This is a genomic window from uncultured Sphingomonas sp. (genome assembly GCF_964250165.1).
Lineage (GTDB): Bacteria > Pseudomonadota > Alphaproteobacteria > Sphingomonadales > Sphingomonadaceae > Sphingomonas.
The window spans coordinates 1-16685 of record NZ_CAXUEK010000010.1; the positions used below are offsets into that span (position 1 = coordinate 1).

Here is a 16685-nt window from a genome sequence, read left to right on the forward strand (position 1 = left end):
ATACAGGCTCCACCTTCTCAGGAGTTGGAGCCTCCGACAAACCCGGGGCGGTTCAGTGCGATCTGTCGATCAAGCCCGTGAAGCGGCCGGGGGACGCGAAGCGAGCCGTAAATAGCCGGGCCAATCTCGTGTTCTACCTACCCGTATTCATAGCCTGCGCGCTGTTCATCTGCTATGGTGTCGTCCACGACTGGTACTCGCCCCCCAAATTACCTGGAGGAGCTAGCTCGCGCGCTGGCGGAGCAGTATCCGGCTAGTCCGCCGGAGCGGCCGTACAAGGGCCTGTTCTCGCCACCCCCGCCGCCGGCTCTGCCGCCCATGGGGTTGTTCGGCAGGACGCCGCCAGCTCGGCCCGCGTTGGGGCTGTTCGGCGGGAGGTCACCCCAGACGCAAATGGGTCTGCTGTCCGGCCTGGCGTTCCCGTCGCTGCCCAACCCAACGCGCTATCGCCGGAGGTCGCTAGACCGGCGGCACTCGCCCTCAAGGAGCGGCGGGTGTTCTACTCGTTTCACTATGCGGACGTGAATCGGGTCAACCAGGTGCGGAAGTCGGGGCAGATCAGGCCCAAGGACCGCGAGCGCCGCAAGACGGTGCAGGACCGCAGCCTGTGGGAGAACGTCCGCAGCACCAATGAGCGCTACCTCAAAGACTCGATTAACAGGAACATCTTCGGCACGTCGGCGACATGCGTTCTCACCGGGCGGGACACCTGGGCGCGTCCTTGGGTCAGGTATGAGATCGCGCGCAGCCTCCTCAACGGCAACGGCATCTTCGCCGTTCGCATTCACGGCGGGATCAGTCTCGACAATCAGAAGGACCGGCTCGGCGAGCATTACCGCCGCCTGGGGATCGAGTTGGTCGACATATATCGCGATGGCGGCCTGTCTGGCACGACCGTACACGGCCCGGCTTGCAGGCGCTGTTCGAACATGCCTTGCGGCCCGGTGCCGGCATCACCGAGATCGGCTGCTACAGCTTTTCGCGGCTTTTCCGTGACCATTATCTACTCGAGCATTACCGCCGGAAGCTGAAGCGCGCCGGCGTACGCATCGTAGCGATCACCCAAGAGGTCGGTCAGGATGCCGAGGGCGACCTAGTTCGCTCTGTGCTGTCGAACTTCGACGAGTACCAGTCTCGTCAGACCGCCAAGTTCACCCGCGACACCATGAAGCGCAATGCCGAAGCGGGATTCTGGAACGGCGCCGTGCCGCCGTTCGGCTACACCGCTGAGGTTGCCGAGATGCGCGGTCCCAAGGCCAAGAAGCGGCTCGCGATCGAGCCGTCGGAAGCGCTCATGGTGCAGCAGATCTATCGCGTGAAGCGGATCGGCATCGGCCAGGGACCGATGGGCTACAAGAAGATCGTCTGCCATCTCAATGCCGGCGGCGCGACATTACGTGGTCGGAAATGGCACGTCTCCAACCTCCGCGACATCCTGACGCGGTCGACCTATCGTGGCATCCATCTCTACGGCGTCCATGACATCAGGAACGGCGTCAAGCGGCCAGAGAACGAGTGGCAGAAGGTCGCCGTACCGGCCATCATCTCCGAAGCTGAATGGCTCGAGGTGCAGGCCGGGATCGCCCGCAACGCCCGGCACATCACGGCACCTACGTTCGTCTCCGGCCCAACCATGCTTGCCGGCATTGCCAAGTGCGGCCACCCCGAATGCGGTCATGCGTTGACGATCGCAACCGGCAAGCGCGGCCGCTACCGCTATTACCGCTGCTCGCGCAATCGACGTCGCGGCGAGACCGCTTGCCAGGGCACCAGCATCCGCGACGAGAAGCTCGAGACCATCGTCATCAATGCCATGGCCGAGCGGCTTCTTCGACCCGAGCGGCTGCAGCGGTTGCTGACCAATCTGCTCGACGAAAGCTCCTCGGCAATCCGCGAGCGGCAGGCGCATCTCAAGGCGTTGCGGACCGAGCGGACGCGCGTCGAGGGCACGATCCAGAATATATTCGACTTCATCGAACAGGGCGTGGTCAGCCCTCGCGACACCGACTTTACCACCCGCCTCGCCGCCCAGCGCACTCGCCGCGCCGATTTGGAACAGGAGATCGTGCTGGTCGAGCGGCAGTTGTCAGCCACCGATCGCAGCGTCACGCCGGAGGCGATCGGGCGGCTCGGCGACGTCATTATCCGCAGCTGCGATCGGATGACCCCGTACTCCGGCAGGGCTACGCTCGTCGATTCATCGACAAGGTGGTGCTCGCGCCGGACATCATCACAATCAGCGGACCGATCAAGCCGCTCGAAATCGCCGCCAGCGGCAATCCCGAGTACCAGGCACCCACGGTGCCCTCTCTTGACCGGAAGTGGTGCCCCCGAGAGGACTCGAACCTCCGACCTGCGGTTTAGGAAACCGTCGCTCTATCCGGCTGAGCTACGGGGGCTTGGGCCGATTGCTAAAGGGCTGCCCGGCGGCGGTCAACACGGCCGGCCGGCGGATGGCCGGGCTCCCGAGCGGGATCAGCCCTTCTTGAGGGCGTCCGCCTTGTGCGCTGCCTTGCCGCCCTTATCGCTCTTCACGATGTATTGCGGGTCGTCCTTCGACGCGCGCACGGTGTGGCTCTTGATCTTGGTGTCGCTCGTCTGCTTTTCCTCGACCTCGCCATGCGCGGTGCCGCCATGCGAGCTCCAGCTGACCTTGTCGCCCTTCTTCAGTTCCTTGGCCACCGCGTATTCTCCGTTCGGAGAAACCGAATCGCACGCTCAAGAAAAAGGCTCCCGGCCTGAGCCGGGAGCCTGATTACCTAGATTGCGCTTGGGTCAGAAGCGGAAGCCGGCGCCGATCCCGTAGCGCCGCGGCTCCAGCGTGAAGGCATTGGTGAACAGGCCCGCGGACTGATCGGTAACGTACAGGCCGGTGATTGCATTGTTGTCGAACAGGTTCTGCACGAAGCCGCGGACGTAGAACCGATCGTTCGGCGCGTTGAGCTGCACCTGGGCATTCACCACCGCGAAGCCCTCGATGCGGTTCACCTGACGGTTGAACACGCTCGCAAAGTAATCGCCGGTGTAGGTCAGGTCCACGCGCGGCACGAGCGTGTAGCGGCCGATGTCGGCGGTGTACTGCGCGCCCGCGCCAAACTTGTATTTGGGCGATTGCGGCAGCTGGTTGCCGAGGATGCTGACCGGCACGCCGATGAAGTTGACGGTGACGGGAAATGCGCCGGTAGGCACGCCGAACGCGCCACGCAGCCCCGTCTGTAACGCGAACAACGGATTTGCCGTCCCGTTCGCGAGGGCGGCGGGCACCGTGCCCGTGGCGAGCTGGTTCAGCGTGCTGCAGATCGAGAACGCGCCCGTGTTGTTCGTGCCCGGGATCGGGGTGGGCGCCCGGAGGCCGAGCCCGAGCGTGTTCACTGCGCCGACGAATGCGTTGCTCAATGCCGCGCTGCCATTGTTGGCGGTCACCGCGCAGTTGCTGCCGTTCTGCAGGTCCTTGACGACGACGGCATCGGCGCGGCCGGCGCCGGGATCCTGCGGATCGACGAAGGGCGTGTCGGTCTTGATCTTCGTGTGCAGGTAGCTGAAGTTCAGATTGATGAGCACCTGCCGCGCCGGCTTGATCACCGCCTCGGCCTCGGCACCGTAGATTTCGGCGTTGATGTTGTCGTCGACCGCCGTCTTGTCGATGATCCGGCTGATCTGCAGGTCCTTGTACTTGTAGTAGAAGCCGGTGAGGTTGAGGCGCAGCGTGCCGTCCAGGAACGTGTTCTTGCTGCCGATCTCGAACGCATCGACCTGCTCCGGGCGGAACGCCGTGGGCACGGTGGAGCCGGGCAGCAGCGGCGGGTTGATGCCACCCGACTTGTAGCCCCGCGAGTAGGATGCGTAGAGCAGGTTGCGGTTGGTGATCTGCCAGTCGAGCACTGCGCGGCCGGTCACTTTGCTGAACGACGCCGAGGCCAAGGCATAGGGCTGGACGCCGGCCACCGACGGGTCGGCATCGAATGTCGCCAGGAAGGCGGGTGCCGTATAGGCGTTGGTCGTGTTCAGCGGCACCGGCGAGCTCAGGATCGACGTCTTCTGCTGCGTGAACTTATCGTCGTGATTGTATCGCGCGCCGAGCGTCAGTTTCAGATTGGACGCGAAGTTGACATAGCCCTCACCGAAGAAGCCATATGACTTCAGATGATAATAGGCGCCGTCATTCTGATAAAACGGCGAGGCGAGATAGGCGCCCGCCGTATTGCCGGCGCCCAGCGCCGTGGCCGAACCGAGAATGCCCGACGCATAATCGAGGCCGAAGGAGTTGACGTAGTATTCCGTGTTGCGGACCCTATAGTCCAGATAAATGCCGCCGAGCAGGAAGTTGAACGGCCCGTCGAGCTTCGAGGTGATGATGCCCTCCGCCGTCCACTGCTTGCCTTGGGCCTGCGAGCGGTCGAAATCGAGGCTGTTCGGCGCGCAGATCGAGTGGCCGCCGTAGACGCCCGTGCCGGTGGGTTCGGAAGTCGATTGACAGACGCTGCTGGTGTTGCCGTTGGGCAGCAAGTCTTTGCGAACCGTCGCGAAGCCCGGCCCGAGCGCGCCCGACCCGGCCACTACATTGAACGTGTTCAGGCCGACGTTGCCGGCGAGCGAATTCTCGACGCTGATATTGTAATCGTTGGTCGAGTCGGTCGCTCCCTCGGTATAGCCGCCGTCGATCTTCAGCGTGAAATGGCTGCCGAGCTCCTGGTTCAGCGAGCCGAGGATCTGCTTCTCGTCGGTCTTGAATCGCGGCAGCGAGTCGACGCTGACGGTGCGCAGGTCGGTCGGGTTGACCACGCCGGCATAGCCGTCCGGTCCATAGACGCTCTGCAGCCCGAACGAGGCGATCGTCGCGTTGCCGGTAGCGATGCGAAGGAACTCGTTCGACGACAGCGTGGAAGCGAAGCTGGCATTGCCGTTCGTTGTCTCCGTCGCCAGCCGGTCGGGCAGGCAGCCCAGCACGCCGGTGGGGTCGCGGTGGCAGAGCTGCTTCTGGATGCGCGAGCGGTCGTCGTCTTCCTTGAAGTAATGGCCGACGATGTCGATCGTGGTCGACGACGTCGGCTCGAAGCGCAGCGAGCCGCGCACGTCGAACTGGTTGCGGCCGTCGATCTGGCTGTCGGTGAAGTTGTTGTGCGTGAACCCGTCGCGATTCAGGTAATAGCCGGCGATGCGGACGCCGAGCTTGTCGCCGAGCGGGATGTTCAGCATCCCCTTCACGCGAATGCTGTTGTAATTCCCGTACTCGACATCGCCCGAGGCATGGATGCCGGACAGGTCGGGCTTGGCGGTGATGAAGTTGACGACGCCACCGGTCGCGTTGCGGCCATACAGCGTGCCCTGCGGCCCGCGCAGCACCTCGATGCGCTCGATGTCGAAATACTCGTTCTGGAAGATCGGCGAGCCCAGCACCGGCACGTCGTTGACGTGCACCGCGGTCACCGAGTCGCACGTCGCGCCGACGCACAGCTCGCCGACGCCGCGGATGGTGAACACCGACGACGACGTGAAGTTCGACTTGGTGAAGGTGACGTTCGGCAGGTTGAGCTGGAGGTCGCTGGTGGTGTTGATCTGCTGCGCCTGGAGCGCCTGCGCGTTGAACGCGGTGACCGCGATCGGCACCTGCTGCAGCGTTTCGGCCTGGCGCTGCGCGGTGACGACGATGTCGGCGATGCCGGTGTTGCCCTGGCCGGCGGGATTGTCGGCGGCGTTTTGTCCGCCCTGCGTGCTCGCCTCGGCGCCCGGCGAGGTCTGGGCGGGAACGGTGCCGGGGGTCGTCTGCGGCGCCGACGCTTGCGCGTAGGCCGGGGCGCTCGCCAGCAGCGCGAGCGTGGACGTCGTGAGCAGCGCAACGGTCTTCATATGCATCCTCTTCTGGGTCGCGCCGGTCTTGCACGCCGGCGTCGCGGCAACCATGGTTCGAGCACGGGGCCTAGCGCCGCGCCGAATCATGCGTCAACGGGCTTTTCTCAAGCACGATCGCCCTAGCGACGGGATGTTGCGCGAATGAAACAGTTGCAGATCAGAACTGACCCTATGACCGGCGCGTGCCGTAGCGTCACCGGCGCCGGGCGATGAGCGATCTGGTCGAGCCCGCGCCGGCGCAACCGATCCCGGCCGACGTGACGGAGGCGATCAGGACGCTGATCCGCTGGGCCGGCGACGATCCGACTCGGGAGGGCCTGATCGACACGCCGCGCCGCGTCGCCAAGGCCTGGAAGGAATATTGTGCCGGTTACGCCGACGATCCCGCGCGCCATCTGGAACGGGTGTTCGAGGAGGTCGGCGGCTATGACGAGATCGTGCTGCTGAAGGACATCCCGTTCCAGTCGCATTGCGAACACCACATGGCGCCGATCATCGGCAGGGCGCACATCGCCTATCTGCCGCGCGATCACGTCGTCGGCATTTCCAAGCTGGCGCGCGTGCTGCACGGGTTCGCGCGTCGCTTGCAGGTGCAGGAACGGCTGACGGCGGAGGTCGCGGACTGCATCTGGACCGCGTTGCGGCCGATCGGCGTCGCGGTGGTGATCGAGGCGACGCACGCCTGCATGACCGCGCGCGGCGTCCGCACGCCCGGCGTGGCGATGACGACCAGCCGCATGATGGGCGTGTTCCGCGACGACGAGCGCAGCCGCCGCGAAGTGCTGGCGCTGATGGGCTGCTGACCGTTGCGCGTGCTCGTCACCGGCGGGGCCAGGCGGCTCGGCGCCGCGATCGTGCGGCGGCTGGCGGCGGACGGGCACCGGGTGGTGGTCCATCATGGCCGCTCGGGCGAGGCGGCAGCCGCGCTCGCGGCGGAGGTCGGCGCGGCGGGTACGGTGGGCGGCGACCTGGCGGCGGTGGAAGCGATCGGCGACCTCTGGGCGCGCGCGTGCGAGGTGGGCGGCGGTCCGATCGAGGGGCTCGTCAACTCCGCGTCGCAGTTCGAGGAGGACCGGCCCGAGACCATCGACGTCGCGCTCGCCGCGAGGTTGTATGCGGTGAACTGCACCGCGCCGGCGCTGCTGACCGCGGCGCTGGCCGGGCAGGGCAGGGGCGGCGCGGTCGTCAACCTGCTCGATCAGAAACTCGCCAATCCCAATCCGGACTTCTTCTCCTACACGCTCGCCAAGGCGGCGCTGGCGCAGGCGACGGTGCTGATGGCGCAGGCGTTCGCGCCGGCGGTGCGCGTGAACGCCGTCGCGCCCGGGCTGGCGCTGCCGAGCGGCGACCAGAGCGCGGCCGAGTTCGACGCGGTCGCGCGCCGCAACCTGCTGCAGCGGCCGGTGGGCGCTCCGGCGATCGCGGACGCGGTGGCGTGGCTGCTTGCGGCCGACAGCGTCACCGGCCAGACGGTCTATGTCGACAGCGGCCAGCGGTTCGTGAAGAGCGGGCGCGACGTGATGTTCGAAGGACGCGGCCTTGGCTGAATACACCACCATGCTGGAGGGGCTGGAGGTGTTGATGCGGCTCGGCATCCATCCGCAGGAGGCCACACCCCAGCGTGTGCGATTGTCGGTGTGGCTGACCGCCGCCTATCCGGCGCCGCCCACGGCCGACCGGATCGACGAGGTGCTCGATTATGATTTCGTGCGCGCCGGCATCCAGCGGCTCGCGGCGGGGAAGGGTTTCGCGCTGCAGGAGACGCTGTGCGAGGCCGTGGCGGCGCTGTGCCTGGCCGATCCGCGCGTGATCCGCGTCCGCGTGCGCTCGGTGAAGCCGGACGTCTATCCCGACGCGGCCGTCGGCTGCGAGATCGAGCGGCCGTGAGCGCAACCGTTGCCGAGCCGTTATGATCGAGGTTGTCTTCCGGCAGCGCAACGTCATCTATGCTGACGTAATGCGGCAGATCATCTACGAAAGCGTCGCTACCGATCGGTCTGCCGAGGACATCGCGCCAGACATCCTGCGCTTCGCGCGGCCGGAAAACGGCTTGAACGGCGTCACCGGGCTGTTGCTGTTCGCCAACGGACGCTTCCTCCAGGTGCTCGAAGGGCCGGAGGAGAGCGTCAGCCTCACCATGGACCGCATCCGCGCGGACCCTCGCCACCGCGACATCGCGATCCTGGCGGACCGGCCGATCGAGAAGCGCGCCTTTGCCGACTGGGGGATGGCCTATCGCGACGAAGGCCACCCGGCCGACCTGCTCGACGACCGGCTGCGGTTGATGGTGTCCGGCGCGCCGCCTGAGATCGGCGATCACTTCAGGCGCTTCCTGCACGCGTAGCGGGCGATTCTGCCAAACTGCCTCGGCCCAGTCGCGATGACTGTCGAGCACTGTAGTGTTGGCCGACGCCGCCCGATACCGGGCCCGGTCTCCGCCGGGGAAGCAGTGGGAGAGACCGCTGGCTATTGCCGCTCGAACGCGGCGTTGATCACCAGCACCGTGTCGTCGGACACCATCGGCACATATTTGCTCACGCCGAAGTCGGAGCGCTTGAACTGCAGGCGGCCAAGAAAGCCGATCGACGCCTTCTTGCTCATCGGGTTGGTCGCCACGCCGAACAGGCGGGCGCGGATGATGGCCGGCTTGCTGACGCCGTGGAGGGTCAGCGTGCCGTCCACCTGCACGGTGTCGGCCGTCAGCGCGGTGACCCTGGTCGACCGGAAGGTGGCGGTCGGGAACTTGCCCGCATCGAGCCAGTCGCCGCTCTTGAGCTCGTCCGTCAGCTTGGCGCTGGTGGTCTGGACGCTGGCGACGGGGATCGAGACGCTGAGCGTCGTCGCGGCGAAATTGGCCGGATCGGCGGTCAGCGTGCCGCTCGCGCCGGAGAAGGTGCCGGCGAACGGCGAGATGCCGAGATGGCTGACGCTGAACGTCACCTGCGTGTGGTTGGGCTCGACGGCGTAGGTGCCGGCCTTGACGTCGGCAGGGCCGCCGGCGCCGTGCAGCGGCTGGTCCATCTGCGCGAGCGCCGGGGCGGCGAGGAGCAGGGCGGCGGCGAGCATGGGGCGCATGGGCGAAGGTCTCCTGATAATGCACGCGTTCTGGCCCGTGCGCCGGCCGGCGTCAAACGCCCGGGCGGCAACGCTGGGTTGCCGTTTACCGCCTGAGCCGTTCGATCAGGTCGGGCGCGCCCGGGTCGACCCGCGGCCAATCGGCGGGAGGCTGATGGCGAAACCAGGTATATTGGCGCTTGGCATATTGCCGCGTCTGGCGCTGGGCTCGCGCCAGCGCTTCGGCGCGGGTGATCTCGCCGGCGAGCATGGCCGCGATCGGCGCGACGCCGATGGCGCGGCGGATCGGTGCGGCGGGCGGCAGGTCGGGCCGCGCGAGCAATGCCGCCACCTCCTCGACCGCGCCGCCCGCGAACATCGCGTCGAGCCGGGCGTCGATCCGCGCGAACAGCGCCGCTCGATCGGGCAGGAGGATCACCGGCCGCAGATCGACGGTGGCGGCGATCCCGCCTGCCCGTTCGGATTGCCAGGCGGCGAGCGGTCGGCCGGTCGAGCGCACCACCTCCAGCGCGCGGGCGATGCGCGCGCTGTCGGCCGGCGCGAGGCGGGCGGCCGCGGCCGGGTCCTCGCGGGTCAGCGCGGCAAAGGCGTCGGCGACCGGCAGCGCGCGCACGGCGGCGCGGGCGGCGGGGTCGATGGGCGGCACCGGCGCGATCCCGTCGAGCAGCGTGCGCAGATAAAGGCCGGTGCCGCCGACCAGGATCGGCCGCCGGCCCTGCGCCGTCGCGGCCGCGATCGCGTCCGTCGCCTCCGCCGCCCAGCGCGCGGCGGAATATTCCCCGTCCGCGCCGTCGACGTGACCGAACAGCAGGTGCGGCGTGCGCGCCTCGTCCGCTGGCGAAGGCCGCGCCGTCAGGATGCGCAGGTCGCGGTAGACCTGCGCCGAGTCCGCATTGATGACGACCCCATCGCTCGACTCCGCGACGTCCAGCGCGCACGCCGACTTGCCGCTGGCAGTTGGCCCTGCGATGAGCGCGACGGTCGGGAGGGCCATGTTCACAGCAACGCTCATAGCAGCCGGCGCGCTCTCCGCAGCCGATCTCGATGACGCGGGGAAACGGCTGACGGCTGCCGGCTGCGCGCCCGGTCGGTTCGCTTGGCTCGACGAAGGCGGCGCGGCCGACCTCCCTTTCGCGGCCGAGCCGGCTGCGGCTCGCGCAGCGCTGGCCGGTGTGGTCGCGGCCGATGTGGTCGTCCAGCCCGCCGCCGGGCGCGAGAAGCGGCTGCTCGTTGCCGACATGGATTCGACCATGATCGGCGTCGAGTGCATCGACGAGCTCGCCGACTATGCCGGGCTGAAGCCGGCAATCGCCGCGATCACGGACGCGGCGATGCGCGGCGAGCTGGATTTCGAGGGCGCGCTCGATGCGCGGGTGGCGCTGCTGCGAGGCCTCGACGCGGGTGTGATTGAGCGGTGCCTTGCCGAGCGTGTCCACTTGACGCCAGGGGCTCGGACGCTGGTCGGGACGATGCGGGCGCGGGGCGCGCGGTGCGTGCTGGTATCGGGCGGCTTCACCCGCTTCGCCGAGCCGGTGGCGCGCGCGATCGGTTTCGATCGGGCGGTCGCCAACGAGCTGCTGATCGAGGACGGCCGGCTCACGGGCGCGGTCCGCAAGCCGATCGTCGGCGCGGCGGCCAAGCTGGAGACGCTCCGCGCGGAGGCCGCCGCGCTGGGTATCGGCCTGGCCGAGACGCTCGCGGTCGGGGACGGCGCGAACGACCTGCCGATGATCGCGGCGGCGGGACTCGGCATCGCCTATCATGCCAAGCCGATCGTCGCCGCGGCGGCGGGCGCGCTGATCGACCGGGGCGACCTGACGACGCTGCTCTGGGCGCAGGGCATCGCGCGCAGGGATTGGGTGACCGGCTAGGGGCCGGTGACGATGCAGGTCAGGCGCGCGCGGGTGCACGCGGACTGGGCCGCGGCCTTGCTGGGGAACCCGGTCGCGACCAGCCGGGTGATGCCCCCCGCGTCGGGATAGCTCGGCGTCGCCGCGCCGAGCTTGCCGCCGACGCGGTTCCACAGCGCCTCCGCATTGCCGCGGTCCCGGAACGCGCCGAGCTGCGCCTTCCAGCCGCCTGCGGCGGCGCCGGCCGCGAGCGGCTTGGGTGTCGTCGGCGCGGGAGCGACGGACGTGGCGGCGACGGCCTTGACCGGCGCGGCGGGCGGCCGGGCGGCGGTTCCTGCCCTCGGCGTCGGCAGAGGATGCGACGGCCGCCCGGGTCCCTCGCCCGGCGGCGTGGCGGCCACGGTCGCGCCGCCTGGCCGCAGCGGCGCGCGCGCGGCATATTGGCGAGCGAGCGCCGTCCCGTGCTCGCGATCCGCGGCGGTGACATAGCCGTCCATCTGCGTCAGCGTCTCGGACGCGGACGGCAGCCCCTGCTGCGAGGCGCGCGTCACCAGCGCATAGGCGCGGGGATAGTCGCGCGCGGCCCCGCCATCGCCGTTGAACAGCATCGTGCCGAGCACCAGCTCCGCCCGGCGCTCGTCGCGCGCCGCCGATTTCTCCAGCCAGGGCATCGCCTCCTGCCGGCGGCCCTCCTGGAACAGCGCCAGGCCGTAATTGTCCTGCGCCTGCTCATGTCCCTGCAGCGCCGCCTTGCGGAACCAGCTCTCCGCCAGCGCGGGGTCGACCGGCACGCCGCGCCCGAGCTTGTAGGCCTGGCCGAGATTGAACTGGGCGTCGGGATCGCCGGCGATGGCGGGCCCGCGCCATTCCTCCACCGCCTTCCTGAAGTCGCCGCGCGTCCAGGCGTCGACCCCCGCCTTCACGTCGGCGCCGGCCGACGCGGCCACCACCGCCGCTACGGCGCTCGCGATCAGCAGCCCGTATCGCATCGCCGTTCCCTTCCTGCCCTCGGCGCGATCATGCCGCTGGGACGCCGCCGGGCGCAAGCCGTTAACCTGTCTTTAGCCTCGGGCGTGGCAGGCCGCAGCGGCAGAGAAGGGGAGTTCGGGCGGCACATGCGCGTTTTGGCGTTGGCATCGCAAAAGGGGGGCTCCGGCAAGACGACCTTGTCCGGCCACCTCGCCGTGCAGGCGCACCTCGCGGGCCAGGGCCCGGTGGTGCTGATCGACATCGACCCCCAGGGCTCGCTCGCCGACTGGTGGAACGAGCGGGAGGACGAGCAGCCGGCCTTCGCGCAGACCACCGTCGCGCGGCTCGCGGCCGACCTGGAGGCGCTGCGGCAGCAGGGATTCAAGCTGGCCGTCATCGACACGCCGCCCGCGATCACCATGGCGATCCAGAGCGTGATCCAGGTCGCCGAGCTGATCGTCGTCCCGACCCGCCCGTCGCCGCACGATCTGCGCGCCGTGGGCGCCACCGTCGACCTGTGCGACCGCGCCGGCAAGCCGCTGATCTTCGTGGTCAACGCCGCGACCCCCAAGGCGCGGATCACCAGCGAGGCCGCCGTCGCGCTGTCGCAGCACGGCACCGTCGCGCCCGTGACGTTGCACCAGCGCACCGATTATGCCGCGTCGATGATCGACGGCCGCACTGTCATGGAGGCCGACCCGAACGGCAAGTCCGCGGCCGAGGTGGTGGCGCTGTGGGGCTATATCTCCGACCGGCTGGAGAAGAACTTCCGCCGGACCGTCTTTTCCGTGCCGCAGGCGCCACAGGCGGGCTTCGGTCAGCGCGCGGCCGGCCCGATGGGCGGCGGCTTCGGTCGCCGGGTGGTGGGCTGACGATGCTGGGCCAGGCCAAGCCGTTCGCGTCGCTGTCGTCGACGCTGCTGGCGCGCAAGGGCCAGGCGCGTCCGGCGATGCGGCCGCAGGGGTTCGCCAGTCTCGCGCCTTCGCCCGAGCGGCTGGATGATCTGGGCTGGAACGACATGGGCTCGGAGACTTCCGCGCCGACGCCGATCGCGCCCGCCGTCGCCCCCGCGATCGAGCCCGCCGCGCCGCCCGTGGTGGCGCAGCAGGAAGCGTTGCGCGAGGAGTTCGAGAGCCCGGTGGCGCCGGCGGCGGCGGAGGCGCCCGGCGTCGTGCAGAGCGTCTCGGTCGCCACTGCCAGCCGCCTTCAGCGCGAGACCGCGCACAAGGGCCGGGCCGCCTTCACCCTGCGGCTCGATGCCGACCGCCACTTGCGGCTCCGGCTCGCGAGCGCGCTGGCGCACCGCTCGGCGCAGCAGCTGGTCGCGCATGCGCTGGACCGCTTCCTGACCACGCTGCCGGAGGTGGAGGCGCTGGTCGCGCAGCTGCCGCCCACGCCTTCGCCCAAGGGGAAACGCTGATGAAGGGCAACATCGCCTCGCTGGGCGCGATCGCGCTCGCTTATGGCGGCATCCTGCTGATGTCCGCCGCCGAGACGCCCGACCGCCCGCAGACGGCCGAGATGAAGGCGGCGACCAGGGCGGCCGGCAAGGCGGCCAAGGCGCTGCGGGCGCATGACGTCGCCGCGGCGGTAGCGGCGGCGGAGACCGCGGTCGGGCTGGCGCCGACCCGTGCCGACTTCCGCATGATCCTCGGCCAGAGCTATCTCCGGGCCGGCCGCTTCCCGTCGGCGCGCCAGGCGTTCGCCGACGCGCTGCATCTCGACGGCGGCAACGGCCGCGCGGCGCTCGACCTCGCGCTGACCGAGATCGCGGCGGGGGACTGGCAGCGCGCGCGCGGCACGCTGGCCCAGCACGCCGAGACGATCCCCGCGGGCGACCGCGGGCTCGCGATGGCGCTGGCGGGCGACACCGCCGGCGGGGTCGCGGTGCTGACGGAGGTCGCGAAATCGTCCGCGGCATCCGTGCAGGTCCGACAGAATCTGGCGCTCGCCTATGCGCTGGGCGGACAATGGGGGGTGGCGCGGATGATCGTCGCCGCGGACCTGTCGCCCGCCGACGTCGACGCGCGCCTGGAGCAATGGGCCGCCTTCGCGCAGCCCAAGGCGGCGTCCGACCAGGTCGCCAGCCTGCTCGGGGTGCATCCGGTCGCCGATGATGCCGGGCAGCCCGCCGCGCTGGCGCTCGTCGCCCCCGTCGCAACGCCGGCCGTAGCGGTCGCCGCGGCCATCCCGGTCCATCCGCCCGCGCCCACTGTGGTCGAAGCCGTTCCGGCCGCGCCCGTCACGGCCATCGCGCCGGCCAAGCCGCCAATCGTGTTCGGCGCGCGCCGCGAGGTGGTGCAACCGCTCGCCGCGCCGGTGATCCAGCAGGCGGCGAACGGCTACAAGGTGAAGGTGCAGGCCACGCGCGTGGCGGCCGCCAGGGTCGTGACGACCGGACCCGCGATCGCGTCGGGCACGTGGTTCGTCCAGATCGGCGCGTTCGACAGCGCCGGCGTCGCCAAGGACGCCTGGAGCCGCGCGCAGCACCGCTACGCCGCGTTCAAGGGTCACCAGCCCAATGGCGCGACCTTTCGCAGCGGTTCGGCGACATTCTTCCGTCTGTCGGTCGGCGGCTTCAGCCGCACTGCGGCCGATCAGGCCTGCCGTCAGTATCGCGCACGCGGCGGCGTCTGCTTCGTCCGCTCGACCGCCGGCGACCAGATCGCCGCCTGGGCGAAGCCGACGAACGCCCGCCTGGCGGTGGCCGCTCAGGCCGTCACCGCAGCCGCGCCGCGCGGGCGTTCCTGACGCCTAGACTTCGCGGCCGCCCTTCCACAGCCGCAGCACCTTGCCCTGAACGGGCAACCCGTCGAACGGCGTGTTGCCGGCCAGACCCGGCAGGCTATCCGCCGCGATCCGCCAGGGCGCGTCGGGATCGAACAGCAGCAGGTCGGCGGGCTGACCGGGCGCGAGCACGCCCGCGTTCACGCCCAGCACCCGCGCCGGCTGGGCCGCGAGCAGCTGGAACAGCCGCGCCATCGTCACCACGCCGTCGCGCACCAGCGTGAGCCCCAACGCCAGCAGCGTCGCCGCGCCGGCGGCGCCGGGCGCCGCATCGGCGAAGGGCAGCCGCTTCGCCTCCGGCCCCTGCGGCGCATGGCCCGACGCGAGCACGTCGACCGTGCCGTCCGCCACCGCGGTGAGCGCCGCCTGCCGGTCCGCCTCGCTGCGCAGCGGCGGCGACAGGCGCGCGAAGGTGCGGAAATCGCTCATCGCGATGTCGGACAGCAGCAAGTGGGGCGGGGTGATCCCGCATGTCACCGGCAGCCCGCGCCGCTTGGCCGCCCGGATCAGGTCGAAGCCGGCCGCGGTCGTCACCTGCCGAAGGTGCAGCCGCGCGCCGGTCTCCTCGGCCAGCAGCAGGTCGCGCGCGATCGCCAGCGGCTCGGCGGCGGCCGGCGCGGCGGGGAGCCCCAGTCGCGTCGCGGTCTCGCCGGCGGTGGCGACGGCGTGGGCGGCGAGCCCGCCATCCTCGGCATGGGCGATAACCGCGAGGTCGAGGTCGCGTGCGTAGCTCATCACCCGCGCCATGACGCCGGCATCGGCGATCCACCCCGCGCCGGTGCCGATGGCGCGTGCCCCGGCGGCGCGGCAGGTCGCCATCTCCGCCAGCTCGCGCCCCGCCAGCCCGCGCGTTGCCGCGGCGATCGGGTGGATCCACAGATCCGGCTTGCCGATCAGCGCGAGGCGCTGGACCGCACCCGGCTCGTCGAGCGGCGGCGCCTGATCCGGCATCGGCGCCACCCGCACGATGCCGCCGGCGCGGCACGCGGCGCGGTCGACGGCGAACACGCCCAGATCGACGATCGCCGGCGCCAGATGCCGGGCGCGCGCGTCGATCGCGTCGGCGGGCAGATCGATCGCGCCGACCGCCGCGATGACACCGTCCTCGACCAGCACGCCGCCGGTCACGACGCCGTCGGGCGTGACCAGCCGGGCGTTGCCGATCGCCAGCCTCACGCCCAGCCCGCCACGCGGCGCGTCCGGCGCGTCAGCACGTCGAGGCACGCCATCCTGACCGCGACGCCCATCGCCACCTGCTCGGTGATCGCCGATTGCAGGTGATCGGCAACGTCCGAGTCGATCTCCACACCGCGGTTCATCGGCCCGGGGTGCATCACCAGCGCGTCCGGCAGGCGGGCGAGGCGCTCGCGCGTCAACCCCCAGCCGAGCCGGTATTCGCGTGGCGAGGGCACATAGCCGCCGTCCATCCGCTCGGTCTGCAGCCGCAGCATCATTACCACGTCCGCGCCGTCGAGCGCGCGATCGAAGTCGGTGAAGGCGCTGACCCCCATCGCCTCGATCGCGGTGGGCAGCAGCGTTCGTGGCGCGCAGACCCGCACCTCGGCGGCGAGCGCGGTCAGCGCCAGGATGTTGGATCGCGCGACCCGGCTGTGAAGCAGGTCGCCGCAGATCACCACGCGCTGCCCGGCAATGGCGCCGCGCCGCCGGCGGATGGTCAGCGCATCGAGCAGCGCCTGGGTCGGGTGCTCGTGCCGCCCGTCGCCGGCGTTGAGCACCGCGCCGTCCACCTTGTCCGCGATCAACCGCACCGCGCCGGAGCTCGCGTGCCGGATCACCAGCACGTCCGCCTGCATCGCATTCAGCGTCTGGGCGGTGTCGATCAGCGTTTCGCCCTTCGTCACGCTCGATTGCGCGGCATGCATGTTGACGACGTCGGCGCCGAGCCGCTTGCCGGCGATCTCGAACGACAGCAGCGTCCGCGTGGAGTTCTCGAAGAAGGCGTTGATCTGCGTCAGCCCGGCGAGCCGCTGATCGGCGGCAGCATGCGGGCGCGCGGCCCAGCCCTCCGCCTCATCGAGCAGGAAGGCGATCTCGTGCGGCTGGAGGCCGTCGATGCCGAGCAGGTGCCGGTGCGGGAAAACGGCGGCGCCCGAGATCATGGCGGACGGGCGGTGATCCGACAGCGGCATCAAG

Annotated in this window: 16 protein-coding genes, 1 tRNA gene and 1 pseudogene; 10 read left to right on the forward strand and 8 right to left on the reverse strand. The window is 70.0% G+C overall.

Going from position 1 to position 16685, the window contains the following annotated elements:
• The first annotated feature begins 494 nt into the window (after positions 1 to 494).
• Both ACFE64_RS03460 and ACFE64_RS03465 read left to right on the forward strand, forming a co-directional pair.
• Positions 495 to 1031: a TIR domain-containing protein gene (locus ACFE64_RS03460; RefSeq protein ID WP_375391063.1), complete on the forward strand. Its 537-nt coding sequence runs from the start codon at positions 495 to 497 to the stop codon at positions 1029 to 1031.
• Positions 935 to 1756 (forward strand): annotated as a pseudogene (locus tag ACFE64_RS03465) (recombinase family protein); the annotation flags it as partial. The gene ACFE64_RS03460 and the pseudogene ACFE64_RS03465, both read left to right, overlap by 97 nt.
• 566 nt (positions 1757 to 2322) lie before the next feature.
• Here ACFE64_RS03465 and ACFE64_RS03470 read toward each other — a convergent pair.
• From ACFE64_RS03470 to ACFE64_RS03480, 3 genes are all read right to left on the reverse strand, one after another.
• A tRNA-Arg gene (locus ACFE64_RS03470) sits at positions 2323 to 2399 on the reverse strand.
• Between the two features lie 76 nt (positions 2400 to 2475).
• Complete coding sequence (locus ACFE64_RS03475; protein WP_375391064.1) at positions 2476 to 2682, reverse strand: DUF2945 domain-containing protein; 207 nt, start codon at positions 2680 to 2682, stop codon at positions 2476 to 2478.
• Positions 2683 to 2775: 93 nt separating this feature from the next.
• Positions 2776 to 5847 (reverse strand): TonB-dependent receptor, encoded by a 3072-nt coding sequence (locus ACFE64_RS03480; protein ID WP_375391065.1) that lies wholly within the window; start codon positions 5845 to 5847, stop codon positions 2776 to 2778.
• Positions 5848 to 6059: 212 nt separating this feature from the next.
• On the opposite strand from ACFE64_RS03480, the gene folE reads away from it, so the two are divergent.
• From folE to ACFE64_RS03500, 4 genes are read left to right on the forward strand one after another with little or no spacing between them, the layout of a single operon-like run.
• On the forward strand, positions 6060 to 6653 hold the full coding sequence (folE, locus tag ACFE64_RS03485) for a GTP cyclohydrolase I FolE (protein ID WP_375391066.1): 594 nt from the start codon (positions 6060 to 6062) through the stop codon (positions 6651 to 6653).
• Between the two features lie 3 nt (positions 6654 to 6656).
• A complete protein-coding gene (locus tag ACFE64_RS03490) occupies positions 6657 to 7397 on the forward strand; it encodes an SDR family NAD(P)-dependent oxidoreductase (protein ID WP_375391067.1) in 741 nt (246 codons plus the stop codon).
• Positions 7398 to 7407: 10 nt separating this feature from the next.
• Complete coding sequence (locus ACFE64_RS03495) at positions 7408 to 7737, forward strand: dihydroneopterin aldolase (RefSeq protein ID WP_375391117.1); 330 nt, start codon at positions 7408 to 7410, stop codon at positions 7735 to 7737.
• 22 nt (positions 7738 to 7759) lie between these two features.
• Positions 7760 to 8194: a BLUF domain-containing protein gene (locus ACFE64_RS03500; RefSeq protein ID WP_375391068.1), complete on the forward strand. Its 435-nt coding sequence runs from the start codon at positions 7760 to 7762 to the stop codon at positions 8192 to 8194.
• A gap of 122 nt (positions 8195 to 8316) precedes the next feature.
• Here ACFE64_RS03500 and ACFE64_RS03505 read toward each other — a convergent pair whose 3' ends face one another.
• Positions 8317 to 8925, reverse strand: a complete 609-nt coding sequence (locus ACFE64_RS03505; protein WP_375391069.1) for a YceI family protein — start codon at positions 8923 to 8925, stop codon at positions 8317 to 8319.
• Positions 8926 to 9010: 85 nt separating this feature from the next.
• Positions 9011 to 9919 carry a tRNA (adenosine(37)-N6)-dimethylallyltransferase MiaA gene (gene miaA / locus ACFE64_RS03510; protein ID WP_375391118.1) on the reverse strand — a complete coding sequence of 303 codons (909 nt, stop codon included), beginning with the start codon at positions 9917 to 9919 and terminating at the stop codon, positions 9011 to 9013.
• Here miaA and serB point away from each other — a divergent pair.
• Positions 9918 to 10796 (forward strand): phosphoserine phosphatase SerB, encoded by an 879-nt coding sequence (gene serB / locus ACFE64_RS03515; RefSeq protein ID WP_375391070.1) that lies wholly within the window; start codon positions 9918 to 9920, stop codon positions 10794 to 10796. The genes miaA and serB overlap by 2 nt on opposite strands.
• Here serB and ACFE64_RS03520 read toward each other — a convergent pair.
• On the reverse strand, positions 10793 to 11764 hold the full coding sequence (locus ACFE64_RS03520; protein ID WP_375391071.1) for an SPOR domain-containing protein: 972 nt from the start codon (positions 11762 to 11764) through the stop codon (positions 10793 to 10795). The two genes, serB and ACFE64_RS03520, sit on opposite strands and share 4 nt — an antisense overlap.
• Before the next feature lie 126 nt (positions 11765 to 11890).
• Between ACFE64_RS03520 and ACFE64_RS03525 the strand changes: the two genes are divergently transcribed.
• From ACFE64_RS03525 to ACFE64_RS03535, 3 genes are read left to right on the forward strand one after another with little or no spacing between them, the layout of a single operon-like run.
• A complete protein-coding gene (locus ACFE64_RS03525; protein WP_375391072.1) occupies positions 11891 to 12616 on the forward strand; it encodes an AAA family ATPase in 726 nt (241 codons plus the stop codon).
• A 2-nt stretch (positions 12617 to 12618) separates the two neighbouring features.
• Positions 12619 to 13164: a hypothetical protein gene (locus ACFE64_RS03530; protein WP_375391073.1), complete on the forward strand. Its 546-nt coding sequence runs from the start codon at positions 12619 to 12621 to the stop codon at positions 13162 to 13164.
• Positions 13164 to 14495: a tetratricopeptide repeat protein gene (locus ACFE64_RS03535; RefSeq protein ID WP_375391074.1), complete on the forward strand. Its 1332-nt coding sequence runs from the start codon at positions 13164 to 13166 to the stop codon at positions 14493 to 14495. Before ACFE64_RS03530 ends, ACFE64_RS03535 begins: the two co-directional genes overlap by 1 nt.
• A gap of 3 nt (positions 14496 to 14498) precedes the next feature.
• Here ACFE64_RS03535 and ACFE64_RS03540 read toward each other — a convergent pair whose 3' ends face one another.
• A complete protein-coding gene (locus ACFE64_RS03540) occupies positions 14499 to 15707 on the reverse strand; it encodes a dihydroorotase family protein (protein WP_375391119.1) in 1209 nt (402 codons plus the stop codon).
• Positions 15704 to 16681: an aspartate carbamoyltransferase catalytic subunit gene (locus ACFE64_RS03545; protein WP_375391120.1), complete on the reverse strand. Its 978-nt coding sequence runs from the start codon at positions 16679 to 16681 to the stop codon at positions 15704 to 15706. Before ACFE64_RS03545 ends, ACFE64_RS03540 begins: the two co-directional genes overlap by 4 nt.
• Positions 16682 to 16685: the final 4 nt, after the last annotated feature.